This window comes from Pseudoalteromonas sp. MMG022 (assembly GCF_021654245.1).
Lineage (GTDB): Bacteria > Pseudomonadota > Gammaproteobacteria > Enterobacterales > Alteromonadaceae > Pseudoalteromonas > Pseudoalteromonas amylolytica.
This window is the reverse complement of the sequence record NZ_JAKFZQ010000014.1, coordinates 109,116-132,248: the sequence shown is the minus strand read 5'-3', so window position 1 is coordinate 132,248 and position 23,133 is coordinate 109,116. Positions and strand designations below refer to the sequence as shown.

The following is a 23,133-nucleotide window of genomic DNA, read 5'->3' as shown; positions in this document are numbered from 1 at the left end:
AAGGCATCAAATGTTGCCTTGTTTATTTTTATATTCGGTTCTTCTTTCAATAAAAACTCAACTACTGCGAGGTTACACCTCGTTTTTATACAGTAATCCATAGCACTCATCCCATTTTCGCTAACATAACCAAAGTCGAATATAGGTGCATATCTCTCTAATATACCAAGCTTATTTATGGGGAAGTTAGCAGTTTTATGCCGCTACTTTTGAGCGGATAATAAAATCACATACGAATCAATGCCCCCTAAATGGTTTGCAACAGGGGTCACGGACTCCACAATGAGACCTTGATTTTGTGACTCTTCGAGTTGCTGATTAAGTAAATCTAAATCAGGTTCGCTACAGAACCCGTGTTTTCTCTTTCTGAATGTAAAAACTTTTTTTTCATTACGAATTTCGTATGTTTCCATTGTGGCGCGGTTGGCATGGTATTTCGGTAGATATGAGGTAAGCCCACTCTAAAGAAGTGTTTTGGCTCTTAATGTATTTAATTTGTAAGTATATTTGCTTTTATGTTAGCGTAATGTTGATTTTAATTGTAATTTAAGGAAAAGTCATGAAACTAAAACTTACGAAAAAGAAACTGAAAGTAATTTCTAACAACAAAGCGAAGTTGCCTGCATATGTGACCCCAAATGTGGGTGGTGGGGTATACCCGAATACGGTTTCAGCATGTGGAGAATGTACAACATCCGACACAGGCGATCTGCATCTTTCAGAACGCTATTGTTAATCTAATTTGTCATTTAGCACCTAGCTAAATGACGCCTTTAGCTACCAATAAGGCCATAACTGAGCGAGTGGCAGATAAATACCTCAAAATTAAGGTACAAACTTAATTGGTATACTGTGCGCGTTTTCTTGATGTGCTTTAACACGCTCAAGGTAGCGTGCCCATAGTGCTTGCTGGTCGTTGCATAGGATTCTTAAATATTGCCAGCTAAACAGGCCCGTATTATGTCCATCATCAAAACATAAACGTACGGCGTAATGACCCACAGGCTCAATACTAGCAATCGCCACATTGTGTTTATTTAACACCAGTTTCATTTCGCCTTTGCCATGCCCTTGCACTTCAGCGGACGGCGAGTGTGTACGCAACAGCTCTGCACTTAGGGTGTATTGCTGTCCATCGTCAAAGTAGACATCTAGGGTGCGGCTTTGTTGATGGTAGTGAAGTTTCGTTACGATATACATACGTCAGCCATAAGCGTGAGCGGAGCACGGAGCTCCGCTTTGGGTGTGTTACAGAATAAAGCGTGACAAATCTTCGTCTTGTACTAATACATCTAGGTGTTTCTCGACGTACTGGGCATCAATCACGAAGGCGTCGCCCGATTTTTCAGAAGCGTCATAAGACAGTTCTTCCATTAGCTTTTCCATGACCGTATGAAGACGACGTGCACCGATGTTCTCGGTTTTCTCATTCACTTGCCATGCGGCTTCAGCGATACGCGTGATAGCATCGTCGGTAAAGCTTATCTCCACTTGCTCGGTTTTCATCAGTGCTTGCTGTTGCTCGGTGAGTGATGCATGCGGCTCGGTAAGGATACGTTTGAAGTCTCCAGCTGTTAGGGCTTCCAATTCAACACGGATAGGCAAACGACCTTGTAACTCAGGAATTAAGTCAGAAGGTTTCGCCATTTGGAATGCACCCGAGGCAATAAATAGGATGTGGTCAGTTCTAACCATGCCGTGCTTGGTATTGACGGTTGAGCCTTCAATCAGTGGTAATAAGTCACGTTGTACACCCTCTCGGCTTACATCTGGGCCTTGAGCTTCACCGCGCTTACAGATTTTATCGATTTCATCGATGAACACGATACCGTTTTGCTCAACTGAGAAGATAGCTTGTTCCTTCAGCTCTTCAGGATTAACCATTCTGGCAGCTTCTTCTTCCACTAATTGCTTAAATGCATCTTTGATTTTGAGCTTTTTCTTTTTCTTTTTCTCGCCAGTCATGCTTTGGAACATGCCCTGTAATTGGTTGGTCATTTCTTCCATACCAGGTGGGGCCATGATCTCAACGTGAGGTGCTGACTCGGCGATGTCGATATCGATTTCTTTATCGTCTAATTGTCCTTCGCGTAGCTTTTTACGAAACACCTGACGAGTTGAACTATTTTCGCTAGGTTGTGATTCACCCCAAGCGTCTTTAGCCGGTGGCAGTAAGGCATCCAGAATGCGCTCTTCAGCAGCTTCTTCGGCGCGATGCTGGTGCTTTTTGGCCTGTTGCTCACGGGTCATTTTGAAAGAAATATCAACCAAGTCTTTGATAATTGACTCAACTTCTTTACCTACGTAGCCCACTTCGGTGAATTTTGTCGCTTCCACTTTGATAAATGGCGCGTTGGCCAGCTTAGCTAGGCGTCTTGCAATCTCAGTTTTACCCACACCCGTTGGGCCAATCATAAGAATATTTTTTGGGGTGACTTCAGCGCGTAAGTCATCGTTCAATTGCATACGGCGCCAGCGGTTACGAAGGGCAATTGCAACGGCTTTTTTTGCTTGGTTTTGACCAATAATATGCTGATCTAATTCGTGGACGATTTCTCGTGGGGTCATTGCAGTCATGGCAATTCCTCTTACAATTCTTCAATAGTTTGGAAATTGTTGGTAAATACGCAGATATCACCTGCAATTTTCAGGCTTTTCTCAACAATTTCTCGGGCGCTCAAGTCGGTATTCTCAAGCAAGGCAATGGCAGCTGATTGGGCGAAATTACCGCCGCTACCGATCGCGATTAAATCATGTTCAGGCTGAACAACATCACCATTACCGGTAATGATAAGTGAAGCTGTTTCATCGGCGACGGCCAGCAGCGCTTCTAGCTTGCGCAAGGCTCTATCGCTGCGCCAGTCTTTGGCCATTTCAACGGCGGCTTTGGTGAGGTTGCCTTGATACATTTCAAGCTTGCCTTCAAAGCGCTCGAATAAGGTAAATGCATCCGCTGTTCCACCGGCAAATCCCGCAAGTACCTTACCGTTATATAGACGGCGAACTTTACGCGCATTGCCTTTCATTACTGTGTTGCCAAGTGACACTTGGCCATCTCCACCAATAACAACTTTGTTGTCGCGACGTACGCTAACGATGGTAGTCATAGTATTCCTTAAAAACTAAGGCGCTCTAGGCGCCTTTCATTATTTGATAATTACAAGATATGGGTGATTGGCCTAAAATCAAGTCCAACCCCATATAGCGCAACCCATGATCTTGATGCGCTTGAGTTTATTCTTGTCACTTTCGGCTTTTCGTTTGGTTTCATACGGCCCTAAACGAACTCGATACCACACGCCATTACTGCCTTCGGTGCGACGAATTTCTGCGATAAGTCCAGCAAATGCCATCTTAGCTTTCATTTCTTCAGCCTGAGCGTGGGTTCTGAACGAGCCACACTGCATTTGATAAGGGCCCTTGCTTTCTATCTCTTTTACTTCAACCTTTATTTCGTGCTCTTTTATTTCTTCTAAAAAGGGCTTGATCACAGGTTTTTGTAATTTTGCAGGTTCCTCTTTAACTGGTGTGGCAGCGGGTGAGATTTTTTCTGGTTCTGCATTGTGTTTTATGTACCAAAGGCCGTATGCAAATCCCGCAACGAGCACCAGCGCTGTCGCAGCAAGTAGCGCTGGAAAGGGTTTGCGTGGCGCGGGTTTTTTACCGCCGTTGTTATTTTTTGGCTTTCTATTTATATAATCGTGTTGTGCCATAACTTACTTAGTAGGTATCCATAGGATCTATGTCTATACTCCAGCGAACGCGATTCGCCAGCTTATGCTCACTGATATATGTCATTAGCTGTGCAATATAATTGTGTAACACCACACGTTCTGAAGCTTGAATATGTAATTGATATCGATACTTACCCGCCATGCGCTCCATCGGTGCGGGGATCGGCCCGAGCAATTGTATACCACAGTAGGGGGTAGCTGGAACCAGATCTGATAAAAAGTCGAAGACCAATTGTGCATTGGTCGCTTGCGCACGCAATATGGCTAGATGACTAAAGGGGGGTAACAACGCTTCTTCACGTTCTTTGAGCGCGTATCGAGCAAAGTCTTGATAGCCATTGTGTACGAGGTCTTGTAACAATGGATGCTCGGGGAAGTGGGTTTGCAATAACACCTTGCCCGCTTCACCACTGCGTCCTGCTCGGCCTGCTACTTGGGTAATGAGTTGGGCCATATGTTCGGTGGCGCGAAAGTCACTTGAGTACAAGCCACTATCTACATCTAGGATCACCACGAGGCTGACATCGGCAAAATGATGGCCCTTCGCTAGCATCTGAGTGCCTACTAGAATTCTTGCACCGCCTAGGTTGATATCTGCCAAAGCGTCTTCCAGTGCGCCTTTTCTGCGTGTGGTATCACGATCAATACGGCTAAGAGGGGTGTCGGCAAAACGCTCAGACAATAAGCTTTCTAGTTGCTCGGTGCCAAGTCCTGCGGGCATAATTTGCGTGCTACCACAATCAGGGCACTGTGGCGGAACAAAGCTTTGCTGAGCACAGTGATGGCAGACGAGCCTGTTCATTGCTTTATGATAGGTCGTACTGGCACTGCAATGGTTACATTGACTTAACCAGCCGCACTCATGACACAGAAGCGTTGGCGCATAGCCTCTACGATTTAAAAAAACCATCACCTGTTTGGCACGTTTTAGCGTGGCTTCAACGTGTTTCAAGGTCGTTTCAGAGAAACCAAACTGTTCACTTTGGCCCTTCATGTCAACCAGTAAAAATTGGTTATCGGTGGTTGTTTGTGCGCGCTGCGAAAGTGTCAGTAGTTGATATTTACCGTTGATGGCTTTGTGTAGGGTCTCAAACGCTGGCGTGGCAGTGCCTAGAATCAGAGGGGTTTTTAGACTGGCACAGCGGTATGCAGCTAGATCTCGGGCGTGGTAACGCAGCCCTTCTTGCTGTTTAAATGAGCCATCATGCTCCTCATCAACGATGATCATCCCAAGGCTTTTAAACGGTAAAAAGACACTGGAACGGGTGCCTATTACTAGTGCACAGCTACCTTTTTCAGCCCTTCGCCAAGTATGCAAGCGTTCATTATCTGTTAAATTTGAATGCCATAAGTCAATGGGAGTATCGGGGAAGCGACGTCTAAAGCGGTTAACGGTCTGTGGTGTCAGCCCTATCTCGGGCACTAAGATAAGCGCTTGATGACCGTTTTGTAGTACTCGCTCCAAACTCTGTAAGTACACTTCCGTTTTGCCGCTACCTGTTACACCCTCAAGTAGAAAACAGCGAAAACCAGCTTGCTGATTGATGGCACTACAGGCGGTGGCTTGTTCTTCATTCAATCTAGGTTTGGATGCGATGTTAAGTGTTTGGCTTTGCCATTGACTATCGTGTTTGATTTGCTCTTCGATTAATTGCTTGTCAAGCAGTGCATTGAGTTGTTGTTTACTAAAACCTAACGCTTTGAGTTCGGTTAAGCTCGACTCGCCAGACTCACTGAGTTGTTTGAGTAAAGCCATCTGCTTTTTTGCCCTAAGTGTGGGTAGCTGTTTGCCTCGCTCAGTTAAAGAAAAAGTTGCAATGGTGGTTTTATCGGGGTGCTCACCTTCTCGTAGTGCCGCCGGCAACGCCGTAAATAAGGTTTCACCAAGTGGGTGGGCGTAGTATTGAGCAGTAAAACGCAAAAACTTAAGATGCTCAGGTGATAGAATAGGGCTGGTATCCAACACCTGTGCAATGGTTTTGAGTTTGTTCTCGGGGACTTCGGTATCGGGTTTGATAGCCAATACTACCGCGACTAATTTTCGATTGCCAAAAGGGACTTTGACTCGACAGCCCACATCCACGGTACTGTGCTTTGGTATCGCGTAATCAAATGTGCGAAATAAAGGCACTTTAATGGCAACTTCAGCAAACATCTATGAGCCTGTTAGGCAACTTAACATGCCTGCTAATGTACTAAAGGCAGCCGTAAAAACCTAGTTTAACTCGCAGCCTAGGCGGTCGATTGTACAAAAAATGCCATTTTTGTGGATTTATTGCTTGTGGAAAGCCTTCGAGTTACATAAAATACGCGTCCACTAATTTGTATAAACTACGTATGGTGCCAAACTTCGGGTTTGGAGAGCGATACGGCCTAACCAGAGGTTGCTATGAAAGAAGGTATTCACCCTAATTACGAAACGATCAATGCTACTTGTTCATGTGGTAACAAGTTCGAAACTCGTTCAACACTATGTAAAGACATCCACTTAGACGTATGTTCTGAGTGTCACCCGTTCTATACTGGTAAGCAAAAGATTCTTGATACAGGTGGTCGTGTTGATCGCTTCAACAAACGTTTCGGCGCGCTTAGCAGCAAGAAATAAGAAACGTTTGACTAAAAAAGCACCTCAGGGTGCTTTTTTTGTGCCTGAAACCCACAAAAATTCACCATGCTCTCTTCACTAGATACTATTTTACGTCCGCTTAAGTATCTCGAACCATCATATATGAGGTTAATTAATTGGTTTTGAGTTTTTACTCTAATTTATTTTTGTTATCTCCATTATTCATTGTTATGCATTTGTTTTTCATTTCTATAAGGCTATATTTTAATCAATACATCAGGTTAGGTTTGCTTATGATGAATCATTTGTTGCATAAAAATGCCAGAGGCAATTTTTGTGATAATTACGAACTTCTTTAAAGTGTAGCTAAATTTTAAAAAATGGTTGTTAAAATCTCTTAAAATTACCAATGTTGTGATTTTTATATCTGCGGTTAAGGTTTAGATAAAATTGCACATTATCAGAGCAAAAACGAGGCTATTTTTTCACTGCTAGACTGTCTTAAATGAATTAATTTAGGTTAAAAGTCGGTAAAAATGTGGTGATTTTCGGCTAAATATCACTTAAGTGGATCGACCTCAAATAGCTTGAATATATTTATAAACAAGGTATTGTTTAACTAACTTTGCGAATTTTATCTCACTCTCACTTTTAACTTCTAGCAGGAAAAAATCGCGTCATGTCAAACTTTCGTGAACAAGCACTACATTATCATGCTCATCCCGTTCCAGGTAAAATCAGCGTAGAGCTGACCAAACCAGCGGAAACCGTAAAAGATCTCGCATTGGCTTATAGCCCCGGTGTCGCGGAACCCGTACGTGAAATCGCAGCCGATCCTGCTGCTGCTTACCAATATACTGGTAAAGGTAATATGGTTGCGGTGATCAGTAATGGCACGGCCATTTTGGGGTTGGGCAATTTAGGTCCATTAGCATCCAAGCCAGTTATGGAAGGTAAGGCCCTACTGTTTAAGCGTTTTGCAGGCCTTGACTCTATTGATATTGAGGTGAAACATCGCACCACTGAAGATTTCATCAATACCGTTGCCAATATTGCAGATACATTTGGTGGAATAAACCTAGAAGATATCAAAGCGCCAGAGTGTTTTGAGATTGAAAAAGCACTGATTGAGCGTTGTGATATTCCTGTATTTCACGACGACCAACATGGTACTGCGATTGTAACAGCCGCCGGCATGCTCAATGCCCTTGAAATACAAGGCAAGAACCTACATGACGCGACAATTGTGTGTTTAGGGGCAGGTGCAGCCGCAGTGGCTTGTATGGAGTTGCTGATTAAGTGTGGCGCGCAGCGTGAACATATTTACATGCTTGACCGCAAAGGGGTGATCCACACACGTCGCGATGATCTAAACGAGTATAAAAAGCTGTTTGCGAATAACACTGACAAGCGTACTTTACAAGATGTTATCGCAGAGGCGGATGTGTTTGTTGGGGTATCGGGTCCAGATCTATTAAAGCCAGAAGAGCTGAAGTTGATGGCAGACAAGCCTGTGGTATTTGCTTGTTCAAACCCAGATCCTGAGATCAACCCTGAAGTGGCACATAGCACGCGTCAAGATTTGATTATGGCAACAGGGCGTTCTGATTACCCAAACCAAGTTAACAACGTACTGTGTTTCCCGTTTATTTTCCGTGGTGCGTTGGATGTGCGAGCAACAGCCATTAATGATGAAATGAAAATTGCAGCGGTGGAAGCCATTCGCAGTATTGCCAAAGAGCCTGTACCGGAAGAAGTACTCAGAGCAGCAGATGTAAAAAGCCTTGAATTCGGGCCTGAGTATATTATTCCAAAACCAATGGATCCACGCCTGTTACCGCGTATTGCTAAAGCGGTTGCACATGCGGCGATTGAATCAGGTGTTGCGCAGATTGAATTACCAGAAAACTACATGGCGCATCACAAAGCCCAGTAAAATGTATGATTTAAAAAGGCCAGCAATTGCTGGCTTTTTGGTGCGCTAGAGAATATCTGTGAGTAAGATGCCCACACCAAAGCGTTGAATATGGGCATCGTAATCAATCAGGCTCTCACCGTAACCGTTAAAATATTGTGCATAGCCGCGCAATCTACCCCAGATAGGAAAAGACCAGTCGAGTTGTATCGCGCCTTTATTATCGCTATTCAGGTTATTGCGAAACATAAATCCAAATTCGTTTTCTTCATGTCGATACACGCCGCTAAACTCAAAATAGCCCATGTATTTATAAATGTCTGGGTTATCATCGCCTTTGGCAGTCAGTATGTCTTCTTTGCGCTCTTCAGGTAAGCGATACCAAGGTTTAAAGCTAAATACGAAACCTCGGTTTTCCCAGATAAAGTTGGCATAAATGCGATTCCAAGAGCGTGAATTTGGCTGACTCCGGCCATTAGATTGGTGAGAGATCCCCAGCACAAAAGCCATTTCGTCTCCCCATAGGACATTCTCATCATCTAAGAAGTTGACCCAAAATAGCTCAGGCTCGTAATTGGTTTCACGAAAGGGTGATGAGATGTCTTTGTTATAAAACTGCCAGAATGACTTGAGCGTAAAGCCCATGTAGATGGCCTGATCTTTATCAGAGAATCCTGTATAAATGGGCACTTTGAGTGACAGTTGATACTTCACCTCGAAGTTGTCCAGTGGTTCTCCTTCTTCTTCATCAATTGCCCGCAGGCCGCTGAAAGGTCGACTATTGGGGTCGGTAATATAAGAGACTGGTAAAATATAGTTGCGGTGATGTGGCGTGATCACATTGCGATTGGTTTGGCTTACCCGCTCACGAGCCATACGCTTGTCGAGCGCACTTATTTGCTTTGCGGCATCAAGTTGCGAGCAATATTGGCGCAGTTGCTCAACGGTACGTGTTTTATCACCAGAGATCACCTCATTGAGAATACACTGTTTGATGAGATCGATTTCATCCTGCTCAGTGTCTGTCTCGGTGGGTGATGCAGCAAACGCTGATGCGCTAAGTCCGCCATAGAGCAGCCAGAATATAAATGAGCGAAGTAGCATAATGTATTATTTCTTAGTTAGTTATACTCCTAAGTATACACTTTTATGATGAAGTTGTGATGAACTGAAACGCTGGCAGTGGGAATGCACATTGACATAACTCAATTAATTTGTGGATATTGTTGTCGAAAGGAATGCATCCGTTTGTTAATTTTTTTGCGTTTATATTGATTTTTTGTTTTGTTTTGTTTTAGACTCCATTTCCTCAAAATAGATACAAGCAATGGTGATTTTGCTTGGATTAATGGATATAAACGGAATTAAATATAAAGGAAAATTATGTTAATCAACAATAAACTGATGCTATTTATGGTGATTTTTGGATTAGTTGCGCTCTCAAACACCGCTAGAGCCGATGAATATATGACTTGCAACTCCTGTACAACAGCCTATGAAATGCAGCAAAAAGTTGTCAGGAAAGTACGAGCAATAACAGCTGGATCCGCTGCTAGCTCCTCATATACGTATCATGTTGCTAGTTTTACAAAAGGTTTTGCAAAATCCTTCACAGTTACTTCTAGGGTGCAGTTTAACCGGTGGGGGGAACTAGAAACATCTGTTGTAGCAAGAATTACAAGTACACCAGAAGACGTACAGCAGAGTGTGAATGCAGGTTACAGAATGATGAGTCGTTCTGCTTTTGGAAAGCCTATAGAAGTACCCGCTAGCAGTGGTTTTGACAGTGCATGGGATATAGCACGTAATCATAGTAATCATGACCGTTTTGACGATTGGTTTGAAAGCAATCACTCTTTTATTTATTGGACTGCTCAATTTGTATCCATAGTCGGTGGTAACTGGCTTGGCGGTGTAAATGGTATGGAGATCAAATTTATCTTTCCAAATGGCTCAAGCTTTGTAATGACAGCAGCGACCCTTGGTAGTACAGTGAGACTTAGTTATAAAGAAAAGAGTGCGCGAGACGCAAATGGTAATATGATTCCTGATTCGGGAGAAACTGTTGGTGGGAATTATTCGTTTTCAACAGATCAGGGCTTGCAGGATTTTATCAATACATTGGCGGCACACGGCATAGAAGTAAGAGTTATACGTGGCTCGGGCTGGCTGGGAGGTGGTAGCGGTGGGACGGTTACAATCGTGCCTTTCTCTCCACGCTAAGTGACGATATTTTTAAAGGAAAACATAATGGATATAAATATATTTCAAATGGCACGTGAAGGTGAGATCACAGCGTTCGCACTGGTGGCCATTGTCGGGCCACTTATTGTTATACCAATACAGTTATTAATTGCTAAGCTAAAAGGGTTTAGGTTAATGCCCGCGGTGATCAGTGGCTGCATCCCGATGATTAACCAACTTACTTTGTTGGGCTATATATTAGTGGCGATTTTTTATAAAAAGCCAAAAGCAGCGAGCAAAGAGTAAAAAAGGCAGGCGGCGAATGCCGCCTTACCTTAGTAAGCTTGCCAAAGCCCGCTTACTCTCACGCAATTTTAACGATTAATTCAATTCAAAATAGTTAGTAAAGAACTTGTACAGTTCGGTGCCCTGATTGACCGAAGCGGACGCAAAGTGCAGTATCGCGATGGCATCTTGCTCAATGTGCACAGGTTGCAGTGGTTGCTCAGCCAAATAACGCTCCATTCTGAGAATATGAGCGATGGTCTCACCTGCTTTTACATGTGCACCCAAGTGGGCTGTATATTCCACCATGCCACCCATCGGGGCGTAATAAGCCACGTAATCTTTAAGCATACAGCCATAACGGGTGATATTGGCTGGTTGGTAGGGTGAATTGAGCAGTACCTCTTTGTGGGTGAGATAGCTCAAGATGCTTTGTGCATCTAACTTGGCCTCAGCCAAGTCTATTTTCTCTTGAGAGCCCAATTCCACGGTAAAGGCTTCAACCATGACGGGCAGGTCTCTCCCGCTTGCGGCAAAGGCTTGTTGCAAAGACCACCATGGACAAAAGCTTGCTTCATCCAGCGCACCACCAAACTCATCGGGGATCAACAAAACATGCTCAATATCAAAATAGCTGGCACTGGCTTTGGCATATTCAGGGCAATATAAATGTTTGGCTGAAATAGGGCCGGTGTGTAAGTCCAGTACAATATCCGCGTCGTGAGCAAGGCGTTGTAGGTTGAGCGCGATGCGTTGACCGGTATTAATGCTGTGTGCAGGTCTATCCAACAAAGCTTGTGTTTGACCAACAAGCAGCGCGCGAAACTGCTGCTTTATCTCGTCCAGAGAGTCATGCAAATGCGTGTCAACAAACTCACTCACTAAAGCACTGTGGTCATGGTACATTCGGTTCCAGTTCGTGCCCGTGATAGGATCGAAACGTCCAAGTGTAAACTCCCCTGATTTTTGGTTACAACCAATGGGGTTAGCGTAGGGAACCAAGGTGATATCACTTGCCAGCGTTAGTTGCTTAAGTTGCTCTAATAACTGGTAAATAACCGCATTACCTTGTACTTCTGCACCGTGCATATTGGCTTGAATATAGACCTTTGGGCCACTACCATTGCCCGTCATTCGATATACGGGAATGGTTAAGGGCAGGCCGTTGGCAATTTCGCCTACTTGAATATTTTCTTGGCTTATTTGATTCATCTTGACGTCTACCTTAAATACTCACTGGCAGCAAGTGAGTGGCGAACACATTGGACTTTGCCATGTTCAATCACATACTCAGCAGGTAACTCGTGACACAGAAAGTAAGGCATACTTTCTGTGAAGCCATAAGCGCCACATTGACTAAATACCAACCAGTCATTTTCATCGATGTCTTGTGGTAATGTGTGGCGGCCTAGGTGATCCAGCGCGGTACAAAGTGGCCCATGAATGAGATAACTTTGCTCAGGTGCTGTGGATGTTCTAAGCAGTTCGCACGGAAAGGCTTGATTGGTTACCGCAGGGCGCAAAATATGATTGATACCACCGGCTACAATGAGCTGTTGTTCACCATAGTTTTGTTTTTGCTCCACCACAGGGTTAGCGTAATGGCCATATTCGCCCACTGCAAAGCGACCAAGCTCCATCCAAAGTTCTTTCACACCGGATGTAGCTTTGATGCTGGCCAATGCATCCAGTAGCTCGGGCCAAGCTAATTTGGCATCTTGTTCGACGTAGGGAATACCCAAACCACCGCCCAAATCTAGCACTTGGAGCGCAAACCCTAAATTATCAGCCAAAGCCAACAATGGCGGCACCATTTGTGACCAAAGTTCGGTTAGTTTTTCCGTACTGAGCATGTTGCCCCACTGAAAAATATGCAGACCGATAAATTCCAGTGCGCTAAATGCTGTGATGTCTAATGATTGCCACTGCTGCGTACCTAAGCCAAATGGCGTTAGGCTATCGCCACCGAGCGGATTTTTCTCACCATCAGGCCAGCGTAACTGCACTCGTAAAAGTACACGTAGTTGCACGTTATGCTCGCAAGCTAGCTGATTAAGCCAGTGCACCTGATTGTGGCTCTCGGCCACGAAGGTACGTACGCCTTGTGATAAAAAATGCTGGATCTGACGTTTAGACTTGGCAGGTCCGGTATTGAGCACTCGCGATGGGCAGACACCTTGTCTGATTACTTGATCAAGTTCACCGCTGCTTGCCACATCAAAATCAAAACCTGCTTGGTCTAGCGTTTGGATAACTTTAGAAAGCGGATTCGCCTTGACTGCATACCACAGCTTAACCACTGACTGTTCGGTCAATGGTTTGAGGTGAGACAACAACCCATCTAAGTCGTACACAAAAAAAGGTGTATGCTCAGATTGAACAATCTGTTCGATCACTTGACGATGTGCGGTGCTCAAAAACGGCATTATCGTAAGACCTCTTCCAGTTCTAATGACGCATCACTTTGTTCATCACGGTATTTAACGATTAACGCACATGACATACTCAAACCCTGTTCGCGGCCCCATGCACTTGAAGAAGGGCGCGAGCCTGGGATCACAATGGCGTTTTGGGGAATGGCTTCACCTTTGTCCAGTACGCGCTCATTGATGCAGTCATACACTGGGATAGTTGCGGACAAACGCACGCCCGGTGCCAGTACCGCACCTTTTTTAACGACGACCCCTTCTACCAACACGCAACCGGCACCGATAAAAGCGTCATCTTCAATCACCACAGGGCTTGCGCCAATTGGTTCGAGCACACCACCTAATTGCACCGCAGCACTTAAATGCACGTTTTTACCAACCTGTGCACATGAGCCTACTAAGGCATGGCTATCAACCATGGTACCTTCATCGATATAAGCACCGATGTTGACGTACGCAGGTGGCATGATGATGGTGCCTGGTGCCACATAAGCACCACGGCGCACGCTTGAGCCCCCCGGCACCATACGTACGCCAGCGTCAGCGGCAAAGCCTTGCGGTGCAAGGTTATGTTTATCAACAAAGCCACCGGGAAACTCGGTGTTAGTACCATTTCTAAATGCTTCTAAGATGCCTTGTTTTACTTCAACATTGGCATGCCATTGCCCTTGTTCGTCTTGTGTTGCTGCACGCACGGTGCCGTTTTCTAAGTTATTTAATAGCTCTAACCAGCTCATAATAGTTGCCTTAATTCCAAGATAAAATTGAGTCGTTTGCGCTGTGAAGTGCCTGCGTACATGGCAGTTCAAGATGCGTCAGGGGTGGACGAAGATGAGGTGTAGCCAGCTTACCTTGAGCGTGCATTAGCACCTTCACAGGAATGGGGTTGGCCACGCTAAACAGGCTGTTGACCGCGCTTGTCCAAGTGGTAAATAAGTTAGGAAAGGTGCCCGCAAGTGAGCGGCGGACAAACTCTGCTGTTTGTTCTGGCCATGCATTGGCGGCAACCGAAACGAGCCCTGCGGCACCCGCTTGAGCAAAGTAGGGCATCAGTCCATCGTCACCGCTGTAGATGGCAATATTTGGTGCGGCATTGCGAAATGCTTCGAAGGTGGCAATGTCACCACTGGCCTCTTTTATGGCCCAGAAATTATCATGATGTTGCAGGTTTTTTAGTACCTGAGGCGTAATTGAAACCGCGCTGCGACCTGGCACGTTATACAGCATACATGGTTTTTGTGCTTTGCTGAGCAACGCATCAAACCATTGTGTTTGGCCGACATCGCCCGGTTTGGCGTACACAGGCGAGCCAAGCAGATAGGCATCAATGGCAAGCGTATTGCAAAATTCTATCCACGCCAGTTGCTCTTGCAAGTTAAACCCACCGACGGCAACCATTAATGGCACAGTTGGGGCGAGCGCGCTCACATACTCGACAATGGCGCGTTGCTCATGCTTATCCAGCGCCAGTCCTTCGCCAGTACTACCGAGGATCAGAATGCCATTATTGGCTTGTTGTTGCTCGTTAACGAGCTGTTCAAGCGTGTTGTAGTCAACGTTATCGTCTGCATCAAAGGGCGTAACCAAAGCAGTCCACAACGGATAATTGGATAAATCAAATTGTGATTTCATCTCTACCGAACTTATATCGTGTTCGGAGTAAGGCAAGAGTCCAAACTTCGAACAGTTAAAATTCGAAGAGCAATGGACTTAAAAATGACAAGGCAAATGGCCTTATTATTTTAAGACCAGAAGCTCTCCACCAAACATATTTATTTTGCTGTAACGCAAAACAATTGGTGACAGTCGCTGGGATTCAGCCCAGTCGCCCGAAATTAATCGCTAGCAAAACAATTAACTTCTCGGCGTTAGTTCCCCCTCACTGTGTGTCATGGGAGTTTGCTCTCCTCGACACAGCTACCTGAATAACGCACCTCTTCCAGCCCTCACTTAAGGCATTAGCCTTGAGTGCAAAATAGGGTGAGCGCGCATTGAAACATTTTAGCCATCTAGGTGTCAAGTGGCTAAACACCAATCAGAGCAATTTGGACTACACTGTCATGGTGAAGGATAATGAATGAGAGCTATGTTGAAATTGATAAAAGCGATCCGCGCCCGCTATTTCTTAGCCGTGTTGGCTATGGCCCTGTTGGTTTCTATGGCAACGGGGTTTATGCAATATTTATTGTATGATAAACAACAAGATGCAACGGTTGTCAACATTGCAGGCATGCAGCGTATGCTGTCTCAAAAAGTGCTGCTTCACGCTCAACGGCTGACAAACTTAAATAATGAACCGCAGGCGTTTCAGGAGGTTTATAGTCAGCTACAAAGTAGCATTGATAGGTTTGCTGCCAATCACGATTTCTTAATATCGAAAAGTGAACAAGGCAATGGTTTTTTTTCGTCTGAGCTCAATCAGTGGTATTTTTCATCACCCGTGCAGTTGGATCTACGCAGCAGAGATTTCATCTCCCGAGTACGTAATTTGCAGCTCACGGATCGTATTGAGTTAGATGACCTTTACCAGTTGTCACAAAGCCTGTTAATTGACCTAGACGGTGCAGTTCAGCTATTCGAAGCACAAGCGAATCGCGGCATCATAATACTTCGTTATGTTGAAGGGGGGATATGGCTGCTTGCCATGGTGTTGTTGATACTCGAAGTTAAGTTAATTTTTCGACCCATGGAAATACAAGTTCTTACAGGCATTCGTGAGCTGGAAAGCCAAAAAAAACAGACGCAGCAGGCCTTGAATATGAAGTCGCGATTTTTAGCGCGAGCCAGCCATGAGTTACGTACGCCGTTACAGTCGATTTTGGGATACCTTGAGCTTTTTCGCAAGGAGCATCAAGCAGCCCACCTTGAACAAGCGATTACCTCGGCTAATCAATTGAATATACTCATCAACGAAATGCATGACTTTAGTCGCTGGGCTAATGATAAAGTGAGTATTCAAATCAGTCGTGCGGATTTGCCAACCATGATTGAAACGGTTGTTGCGCCTTATCGCTTTGCAGCTCAGAGGAAGGGCCTAATGTTGCAGGTACAAATGACGGAAAACGAACACAAAAGTATATTGTGTGACCATCAGCATATGGCTTGGGTGTGTTCTCAGCTCATTGATAATGCAATAAAGTTCAGTGATTCAGGCACAATAACACTCACCACGCAATTGCACACCCAAGATGCTCAAAGTAGCTTAACGATACAAGTCAGCGATCAAGGCCAGGGGTTGCCTACTGAGCTTATCGACTCGATGAGCGTACACGATGACAAAAATAATCACTTTCAGGGCATGCAGCTAGGCTTGGTACGCTGTCAGTGGTTGGTCAATGCGATGTCAGGAAAGTTAAACTTTTCAAATGTGCCGCAAGGAGGAGCCTGTATCAGCTTTACCATTCCAGTCACGGTCTTAGACGGCAAAGAAACGGTGCAAACGCTGGATGTGTCAGGAAAAAAAGCCTTGCTGGTTGAGGACAATGTTATTAATGCTGTGGTGATCACTAAACAGCTCAAAACCTTAGGCTTTGATGTGGCGCATGTTGAACATGGTAAAGCGGCGCTGCAGGTGCTTGAAACACAAGCGTTTGATGTTATTTTCATGGATTTAAATATGCCTCATATGGATGGTTATGAGGCAATAGAGAAAATAAGAAATCTCCTCAACCTGAGCACCACTGTCATTGTGGTCACGGCTAACGATGAGCAGCAGGATTTATCACGGGCGATAGCCTTAGGCGGAGATGCCTGCGTGATTAAACCACTGCAACAAGCTGAGCTTATTACTGTACTCAAAGAACTAGGTGTTGTTACGCAGTGATACGTGTCACTTTGAAACCCTGTTGTTTGAGCTGTTTAATTAACCCATGTTGTTCGGGCAAATGTAGTGCTCCAACTGCAATGAACGTAGCGCGTTCTGACAGTAATGGCGCGAGTGTTTTCATCCATTGGTTATTTCGGTCTATCAACATAACTTGTTCAGAATACTGACCATATTGTGAATCATCGAAGCTAAGATGGTAGTAACTTGTTAGCTTAGCCATATCTCCTGTGGCCCATGCATCAACTAGGTCTACAAAGTAATATTCCACATCACCTAAGTGTTTGAAAGTCTCAGCGAACATCGCATCGCCCGATTGCCCCAACGCGCTCAGCATGGCCAGCTGTTGCTCTAACGTTTCCAAGCTAACGACTTTTTTGTCCGCCTTTTTGGCATACGCGAGCACTTGTTTATCGATGCCATATTGCTCGCTAAAACCTAACCTTTGGTATTCAAGCTGAAGCATGGATACCATGACAGCCCAAGGACGATATTGGTTAAATAGGGTGATATCAACGCCTGCGTTGCCGAAATAGTTTTTAAGTGTTTGATAGGTTTTTTTGCTGACTTCAGAAGCCAGTGTTTTATCCGCTGGTAATTGCATGAAAGGCGCTGAACGTTTTTGAATTTGGGCAGCAGATAATTGGGTGAGATCGACCTCAACAACCACTTGTGTACTGTTGTTGATAGCCTGAGTGACATACTGCGGCAAGCCCTCCATTTTTGGTGTACCCACATGCACCGTGCCCAGCAAGTAAGAGCTAACACCGTTTTTTTCAACCTTGAATAATGCAGGAGCGACATGGCCTAATGGGCTAAAGAGCAGTGTGGTAAATAGTAAGATTCCGACACAAGTTCGCAGAAATAAAAATTTCATAGCAGTCCTTAAATAATTTGAGTTCTACCATTTTAAGCACATATGTACCAACTCATAAAAAATTCATGTGTATTTTTATGAAATTAGCTCTGTTGTAAAAGCTGTATTAACAATTAACATTTGAATAATTAATTATATGAGGGGATAGTTTATTTTGTTTTATTAATTAAATGGAATTTATTTTTCTTATTTAAGGGTTTTGACTTTGCATTTGGCATAATATTTATGGTTGACTTAATGGTTCCAGCGGGTTACTAATAGAAAAAGGAACAGGGCTGGCGTGAAGTAACGAAGCCAGACAACAAAAAATTTTAATTGGTGATACAAAGAATGCTAAACACAGCACTTACTCTAGTCGTGATTATCAACGTGGTGATTATTATTACCGCGGGGGCGAGCTAGTGCTGTAAGAAAAGTATTAGTAAGAACCCCCCGCACTGAAAAGTTCGGGGGGTTTTTTGTTTTTAGGGCAAAAATTTAGTTAACAAACGCAAGCAATGGGAATGGGGAAAACAATGACAGGCGCACAACTACTCATAGATTTATTAGCCAAACAAGGCGTAAAAGAGGTATTCGGCTATCCAGGTGGCGCGATTATGCCTATTTACGACGCTTTGTATGGCGCGCCTGTAAAGCATTATTTGACGCGTCACGAACAAGGCGCAGGTTTTGCGGCGGTTGGATATGCGCGTAGCACGGGTAAATTAGGTGTGTGTTTCGCCACATCGGGACCTGGAGCTACCAACCTCATCACTGCGTTGGCAGATGCGATGATGGACTCTGTGCCAGTGCTTGCGATCACAGGGCAAGTTCCAACGGCTGCCATTGGCTCGGACGCCTTTCAAGAAGTTGACGTCTTAGGTATGTCTTTATCTTGCACTAAGCACAGTTACATGGTGGAACGTGCAGAGGATTTAGCTGAAGTACTACAAGAAGCAATGCATTTGGCGCTATCTGGTCGTCCAGGTCCGGTGTTGGTTGATATCCCTAAAGATATTCAACTGGCTCAAGTGCCATTTCATCCTTGGTTAGCGTTAGATGAGGCACAGCCTCAAGTATCACCAGTACAAGTTCAAAAAGCCGAAACGCTGTTGGCGCAGGCCAAACGACCTGTTGCATACATAGGTGGAGGTGTACAAAGTGCTGATGCTCAAGCCGAGTTGATGCAGTTTTTAAACAAAACGCAAATGCCTGCAGTATCGACATTAAAAGCACTTGGCAGTGTGTTACCCGATTATGAATACGATTTGGGTATGTTAGGTATGCACGGCGGCCAGGCTGCCAACATTGCGGTGCAAGAGTGTGATCTGTTGGTATGTATCGGGGCTCGTTTTGATGATCGCGTGACGGGTAATTTAGCAAAGTTTGCAGCAAAAGCGGATGTGATCCACTTAGATATCGACCCAGCTGAAGTTGGTAAACGCAAACCCGCACAGGCGTCACTCATAGCCGACTTGAAACAGTCAATCCCACAATTGAGTTGCTTTGTAACAGACAGTGATTGGCTAAAGACAATAAAAGAACTAAAACAGCTACATGCTTGGCGTTATGACTACCCAGGTGAGCGCGTATTTGCACCGTATTTACTCAATCAATTAAGCCAGAAAATGCCCGACTCGGGTGTGGTGTGCTGTGATGTAGGCCAGCATCAAATGTGGGTGGCGCAGCATATGAAATTTACCCATCCAAGCAATCATTTAAGCAGTGGGGGGGCAGGTACTATGGGATTTGGTTTGCCAGCAGCCATCGGCGCACAAATCGCTCGTCCAGATGATATGGTGATCACCGTCTCTGGCGATGGATCAATCATGATGAACATTCAGGAGTTGGCGACAATACGTCGTAATAACCTGCCAGTTAAGATAGTGATTTTGGACAATCAGCGTCTAGGCATGGTGCGTCAATGGCAACAACTATTTTTTGACGGTCGCTACAGCGAAACAAATTTATCGGACAACCCTGACTTCGTTGCTTTGGCTGCGGTGTTTGGCATACCTGGGCAAACCATCACCCACGCAAATGAAGTAGATGATGCAATAGATGCGTTAGTCACTTCACAGGGCCCTTACATATTACATGCCTGTATAGATGATAAAGAAAACGTATGGCCTCTGGTCCCACCAGGTGCTGCAAATGATGAAATGATGACGGAGAAAGCGTAATGAAACACCAGTTAACTGTTGCAGTAAAAAACCATGCCATCGCTGTGGAGCGCTTTTTGCGCGTGGCACGTCACCGCGGTTTTCGCCTTACCCAGCTGGAGTTAGAGGGTAAAGACGAGTTGTTTCATGTCAAAATGACGGTAGACAGTGATAAACCCATCTATCTATTAACCTCACAACTAAGTAAGCTTGTGGAAGTGCAGCAAGTTAATCTGCACACACTACAGCAACAGGCAATTTAAATAGTTAATTATATAAAGAATAAGTACAAGGTATTACACATGACAAAAACATCGGAATTAATTTGGCATAACGGCGAGATGATCCCGTATGAGCAAGCAACAACACATATTTTAAGCCATGCTATACATTATGGCAGCTCAGTGTTTGAAGGGATCCGCGCATACGATACGCCAAAAGGTCCGGCGATTTTCCGTCTCAAAGATCACATTAAGCGTCTTTATGATTCAGCGAAAATCTACCGCATAGAGATCCCGTTCACTGAAGATGAATTGATGCAGGCATGTAGAGATGCAGTAAAAGCAAACGGGTTTACTAATGCTTACCTTAGACCATTTGCATTTTTGGGTAATGTTGGTTTAGGTGTTCACCCCAAGTCTCATAAAGCCGATGTCAGTGTCGCCGCGATGGAATGGGGTACTTACCTTGGTGATGGTAGTTTAGAGCAAGGTGTTGATGCATGTATTTCATCTTGGACACGTCTTGCGCCAAACACCATGCCTACGGGGGCGAAAGCGGGTGGCAACTATTTATCTTCTCAATTGATCACCGCAGAAGCGAAGCGTCATGGCTATGTTGAAGGCATTGCTTTAGATGTAAATGGTTACCTCAGTGAAGGTGCCGGTGAAAACCTATTTGTTATTAAAAATGGCGTGCTTTTCACGCCACCTACGACTGCGTGTATTTTACCAGGGTTGACTCGTGACACTATCATTAAGCTTGCTCAGTCACGTGGCTATGAAGTACGTGAAGAGTCCATTGCCAGAGAAGCGCTCTACTTGGCTGATGAATTCTTTATGACGGGAACAGCAGCGGAAGTGACGCCGGTACGCAGTGTAGATCAAATTCAAATAGGTGATGGTAAGCGAGGACCAATCACTAAAGAGCTACAGCAAGCGTATTTTGATTTAGTTAAGGGTCAAAGCGAAGACAGCTTTGACTGGTTAGACTATATCAATAAGTAAGCACTATCACGGCCACCTTAGGTGGCCTTATTTTAGGAATGAGGATAAGTCGATGTAGCGAATGGCTACATCGCAAAGATTAAGGGTAAATATCATGGCAAAATTAAGAAGTAAGACGACCACAGAAGGCAGACAACGCGCAGGCGCAAGAGCACTTTGGCGCGCAACGGGTATGACGGATAGCGACTTTGAAAAACCAATTATCGCGGTTGTGAACTCTTACACTCAATTTGTGCCAGGACATGTGCACCTTAATCAGCTCAGTGAATTGATGGCCGAAACCATTCGTGACGCAGGTGGCGTACCCAGAGAATTTAATACCATTGCTATCGATGATGGTATCGCCATGGGTCATGGTGGCATGTTGTACTCGTTACCATCAAGAGACTTAATCGCCGACTCGGTTGAGTATATGGTCAATGCTCACTGTGCCGATGCCATGGTATGTATTTCCAACTGCGACAAAATAACCCCAGGAATGCTACTGGCTGCATTGCGCCTGAATATCCCAGTTGTATTTGTGTCTGGCGGGCCAATGGAAGCCGGTAAAACCCGTTTAGCAGACATCGACATAAAACTAGATTTGGTTGATGCAATGGTAAAAGGAGCGGATCCTAATGTTAGTGATGAAGACTCTGAGCAAGTTGAGCGTTCAGCCTGTCCTACCTGTGGCTCTTGCTCTGGGATGTTTACAGCAAACTCTATGAACTGTTTGCTAGAGGCTTTAGGTTTAGCGTTACCGGGCAACGGTACGACCTTAGCGACTCACAAAGATAGACAGCAACTATATCAGGCCGCAGGCAAGCGCATTTTGGCGTTATGTGATGAGTACTATCGCAAAGACAACGAAGCTGTGTTGCCGCGCAATATTGCAAATCAAGCTGCATTTACCAATGCCATGACGCTGGACATCGCGATGGGCGGCTCATCGAATACGGTTCTACATTTACTCGCCGCAGCGCAAGAAGGCGGAGTTGATTTTGATATGGATGATATTGACCGTCTTTCCCGTAATACCCCATTTTTGTGTAAGGTTGCTCCAGCGACGCAGCAATACCATATTGAAGATGTACACCGTGCGGGCGGTATCATGGCACTCCTTAATGAACTTGCCAAAGGGGACCGATTAGACCTCAGCGTTGGCCATGTCGCGGGTGGTACGTTGGCAGAGGTACTTAAGCGTTGGGATGCAGCAGACCCGACTAACGAAAAGGCACAGACATTCTTCCGTGCGGGCCCCGCTGGGATCCGTACTACTAAGGCAATGAGTCAAGAGTGTCGTTGGGATGAACTCGATCTCGACCGCGAAAATGGCTGTATTCGCAGTATTGAACATGCATTTCGCCAAGATGGTGGTCTTGCGGTGTTGTCCGGCAATTTAACTCCAGATGGTTGTATTGTGAAAAGCGCAGGGGTTGTTGACGAGATGCTTAACTTTACTGGACCGGCTGTGGTATTTGAATCTCAGGATGATGCTGTAGATGGCATTCTTAATGGTCAGGTGAAAAAGGGTGATGTTGTGGTGATCCGTTATGAAGGGCCAAAGGGGGGGCCGGGTATGCAGGAAATGCTTTATCCGACGAGCTATTTGAAATCTATGGGATTGGATAAAGACTGTGCATTACTGACTGATGGCCGTTTCTCGGGTGGAACATCAGGCTTGTCTATTGGTCACGCGTCACCTGAAGCGGCCAGTGGTGGAGCGTTAGCTCTGGTAGAAAATGGTGATTTAATTCAAATAGATATCCCTAATCGAGGCATTCATTTATTACTCGATGAAACACAAATGGCAGAGCGCCGAGCAAAACAACAAGCGCGCGGCAAAGATGCCTATAAACCGCTTGATAGACAGCGTGTCGTGACACCGGCACTGAAAGCTTACGCACTGCTTGCAACCAGTGCAGACAAAGGAGCCGTGCGTGACCTTGCGAAGTTAGAGGAGTTGAGTTAGCG

General features: G+C 45.0%; 21 protein-coding genes and 1 riboswitch. Of the genes, 10 read left to right on the top strand and 11 right to left on the bottom strand.

The window, feature by feature from the left end; translation table 11 throughout:
* Positions 1-559 precede the first annotated feature (559 nt).
* The gene (locus tag L1070_RS13950) at positions 560-736 is read left to right on the top strand and encodes a hypothetical protein (protein ID WP_237125963.1); all 177 of its coding nucleotides are present in this window, start codon (positions 560-562) and stop codon (positions 734-736) included.
* Between the two features lie 89 nt (positions 737-825).
* Here the strand turns inward: L1070_RS13950 and L1070_RS13945 are convergent, their stop codons facing one another.
* The 5 genes from L1070_RS13945 to priA form a co-directional block, all read right to left on the bottom strand.
* Entirely contained in the window at positions 826-1,200 is a 375-nt protein-coding gene (locus L1070_RS13945; protein WP_237125962.1) for a gamma-butyrobetaine hydroxylase-like domain-containing protein, read from the bottom strand.
* Positions 1,201-1,248: 48 nt separating this feature from the next.
* Positions 1,249-2,577 carry an HslU--HslV peptidase ATPase subunit gene (gene hslU / locus L1070_RS13940; protein WP_237125961.1) on the bottom strand — a complete coding sequence of 443 codons (1,329 nt, stop codon included), beginning with the start codon at positions 2,575-2,577 and terminating at the stop codon, positions 1,249-1,251.
* 11 nt (positions 2,578-2,588) lie between these two features.
* Positions 2,589-3,107 carry an ATP-dependent protease subunit HslV gene (gene hslV, locus L1070_RS13935; protein WP_070986472.1) on the bottom strand — a complete coding sequence of 173 codons (519 nt, stop codon included), beginning with the start codon at positions 3,105-3,107 and terminating at the stop codon, positions 2,589-2,591.
* Between the two features lie 78 nt (positions 3,108-3,185).
* Positions 3,186-3,713, bottom strand: coding sequence for an SPOR domain-containing protein (locus L1070_RS13930; protein WP_237125960.1), 528 nt, complete (start codon positions 3,711-3,713; stop codon positions 3,186-3,188).
* A gap of 7 nt (positions 3,714-3,720) precedes the next feature.
* Entirely contained in the window at positions 3,721-5,889 is a 2,169-nt protein-coding gene (gene priA / locus L1070_RS13925; RefSeq protein ID WP_237125959.1) for a primosomal protein N', read from the bottom strand.
* Between the two features lie 234 nt (positions 5,890-6,123).
* Between priA and rpmE the strand changes: the two genes are divergently transcribed.
* Together rpmE and L1070_RS13915 are read left to right on the top strand one after the other, a co-directional pair.
* Complete coding sequence (rpmE, locus tag L1070_RS13920) at positions 6,124-6,339, top strand: 50S ribosomal protein L31 (protein WP_070986469.1); 216 nt, start codon at positions 6,124-6,126, stop codon at positions 6,337-6,339.
* 640 nt (positions 6,340-6,979) lie between these two features.
* Complete coding sequence (locus tag L1070_RS13915) at positions 6,980-8,236, top strand: malic enzyme-like NAD(P)-binding protein (protein ID WP_070986468.1); 1,257 nt, start codon at positions 6,980-6,982, stop codon at positions 8,234-8,236.
* Between the two features lie 45 nt (positions 8,237-8,281).
* Here L1070_RS13915 and L1070_RS13910 read toward each other — a convergent pair whose 3' ends face one another.
* Positions 8,282-9,319 carry a phospholipase A gene (locus tag L1070_RS13910; protein ID WP_237125958.1) on the bottom strand — a complete coding sequence of 346 codons (1,038 nt, stop codon included), beginning with the start codon at positions 9,317-9,319 and terminating at the stop codon, positions 8,282-8,284.
* Positions 9,320-9,598: 279 nt separating this feature from the next.
* Here L1070_RS13910 and L1070_RS13905 point away from each other — a divergent pair, with 279 nt between their 5' ends.
* Together L1070_RS13905 and L1070_RS13900 are read left to right on the top strand one after the other, a co-directional pair.
* Positions 9,599-10,438: a hypothetical protein gene (locus L1070_RS13905; protein WP_237125957.1), complete on the top strand. Its 840-nt coding sequence runs from the start codon at positions 9,599-9,601 to the stop codon at positions 10,436-10,438.
* A gap of 27 nt (positions 10,439-10,465) precedes the next feature.
* The gene (locus L1070_RS13900) at positions 10,466-10,705 is read left to right on the top strand and encodes a hypothetical protein (protein ID WP_237125956.1); all 240 of its coding nucleotides are present in this window, start codon (positions 10,466-10,468) and stop codon (positions 10,703-10,705) included.
* A 75-nt stretch (positions 10,706-10,780) separates the two neighbouring features.
* Here the strand turns inward: L1070_RS13900 and L1070_RS13895 are convergent, their stop codons facing one another.
* The 4 genes from L1070_RS13895 to dapA are packed head-to-tail and all read right to left on the bottom strand — an operon-like array spanning position 10,781 to position 14,745.
* The gene (locus tag L1070_RS13895; protein ID WP_237125955.1) at positions 10,781-11,896 is read right to left on the bottom strand and encodes a succinylglutamate desuccinylase/aspartoacylase family protein; all 1,116 of its coding nucleotides are present in this window, start codon (positions 11,894-11,896) and stop codon (positions 10,781-10,783) included.
* Between the two features lie 8 nt (positions 11,897-11,904).
* Positions 11,905-13,110, bottom strand: coding sequence for a PLP-dependent decarboxylase (locus L1070_RS13890; RefSeq protein ID WP_237125954.1), 1,206 nt, complete (start codon positions 13,108-13,110; stop codon positions 11,905-11,907).
* Positions 13,110-13,850, bottom strand: a complete 741-nt coding sequence (locus L1070_RS13885) for a 2,3,4,5-tetrahydropyridine-2,6-dicarboxylate N-succinyltransferase (protein WP_237125953.1) — start codon at positions 13,848-13,850, stop codon at positions 13,110-13,112. Before L1070_RS13885 ends, L1070_RS13890 begins: the two co-directional genes overlap by 1 nt.
* A gap of 10 nt (positions 13,851-13,860) precedes the next feature.
* The gene (gene dapA, locus L1070_RS13880) at positions 13,861-14,745 is read right to left on the bottom strand and encodes a 4-hydroxy-tetrahydrodipicolinate synthase (RefSeq protein ID WP_237125952.1); all 885 of its coding nucleotides are present in this window, start codon (positions 14,743-14,745) and stop codon (positions 13,861-13,863) included.
* 112 nt (positions 14,746-14,857) lie between these two features.
* Positions 14,858-15,060: riboswitch (Lysine riboswitch) on the bottom strand.
* Positions 15,061-15,190: 130 nt separating this feature from the next.
* Here dapA and L1070_RS13875 point away from each other — a divergent pair.
* Complete coding sequence (locus L1070_RS13875) at positions 15,191-16,936, top strand: response regulator (RefSeq protein ID WP_237125951.1); 1,746 nt, start codon at positions 15,191-15,193, stop codon at positions 16,934-16,936.
* On the opposite strand, the gene L1070_RS13870 is transcribed toward L1070_RS13875, so the two are convergent.
* Entirely contained in the window at positions 16,926-17,813 is an 888-nt protein-coding gene (locus L1070_RS13870; RefSeq protein WP_237125950.1) for a TraB/GumN family protein, read from the bottom strand. The genes L1070_RS13875 and L1070_RS13870 overlap by 11 nt on opposite strands.
* Positions 17,814-18,328: 515 nt before the next feature.
* On the opposite strand from L1070_RS13870, the gene ilvG reads away from it, so the two are divergent.
* From ilvG to ilvD, 4 genes are all read left to right on the top strand, one after another.
* On the top strand, positions 18,329-19,975 hold the full coding sequence (ilvG, locus tag L1070_RS13865; protein WP_237125949.1) for an acetolactate synthase 2 catalytic subunit: 1,647 nt from the start codon (positions 18,329-18,331) through the stop codon (positions 19,973-19,975).
* Positions 19,975-20,217, top strand: a complete 243-nt coding sequence (gene ilvM, locus L1070_RS13860) for an acetolactate synthase 2 small subunit (protein ID WP_237125948.1) — start codon at positions 19,975-19,977, stop codon at positions 20,215-20,217. Before ilvG ends, ilvM begins: the two co-directional genes overlap by 1 nt.
* A gap of 39 nt (positions 20,218-20,256) precedes the next feature.
* The gene (locus L1070_RS13855; protein ID WP_237125947.1) at positions 20,257-21,180 is read left to right on the top strand and encodes a branched-chain amino acid transaminase; all 924 of its coding nucleotides are present in this window, start codon (positions 20,257-20,259) and stop codon (positions 21,178-21,180) included.
* A gap of 94 nt (positions 21,181-21,274) precedes the next feature.
* On the top strand, positions 21,275-23,131 hold the full coding sequence (gene ilvD, locus L1070_RS13850) for a dihydroxy-acid dehydratase (RefSeq protein ID WP_070986454.1): 1,857 nt from the start codon (positions 21,275-21,277) through the stop codon (positions 23,129-23,131).
* The last annotated feature ends 2 nt before the right edge of the window (positions 23,132-23,133 follow it).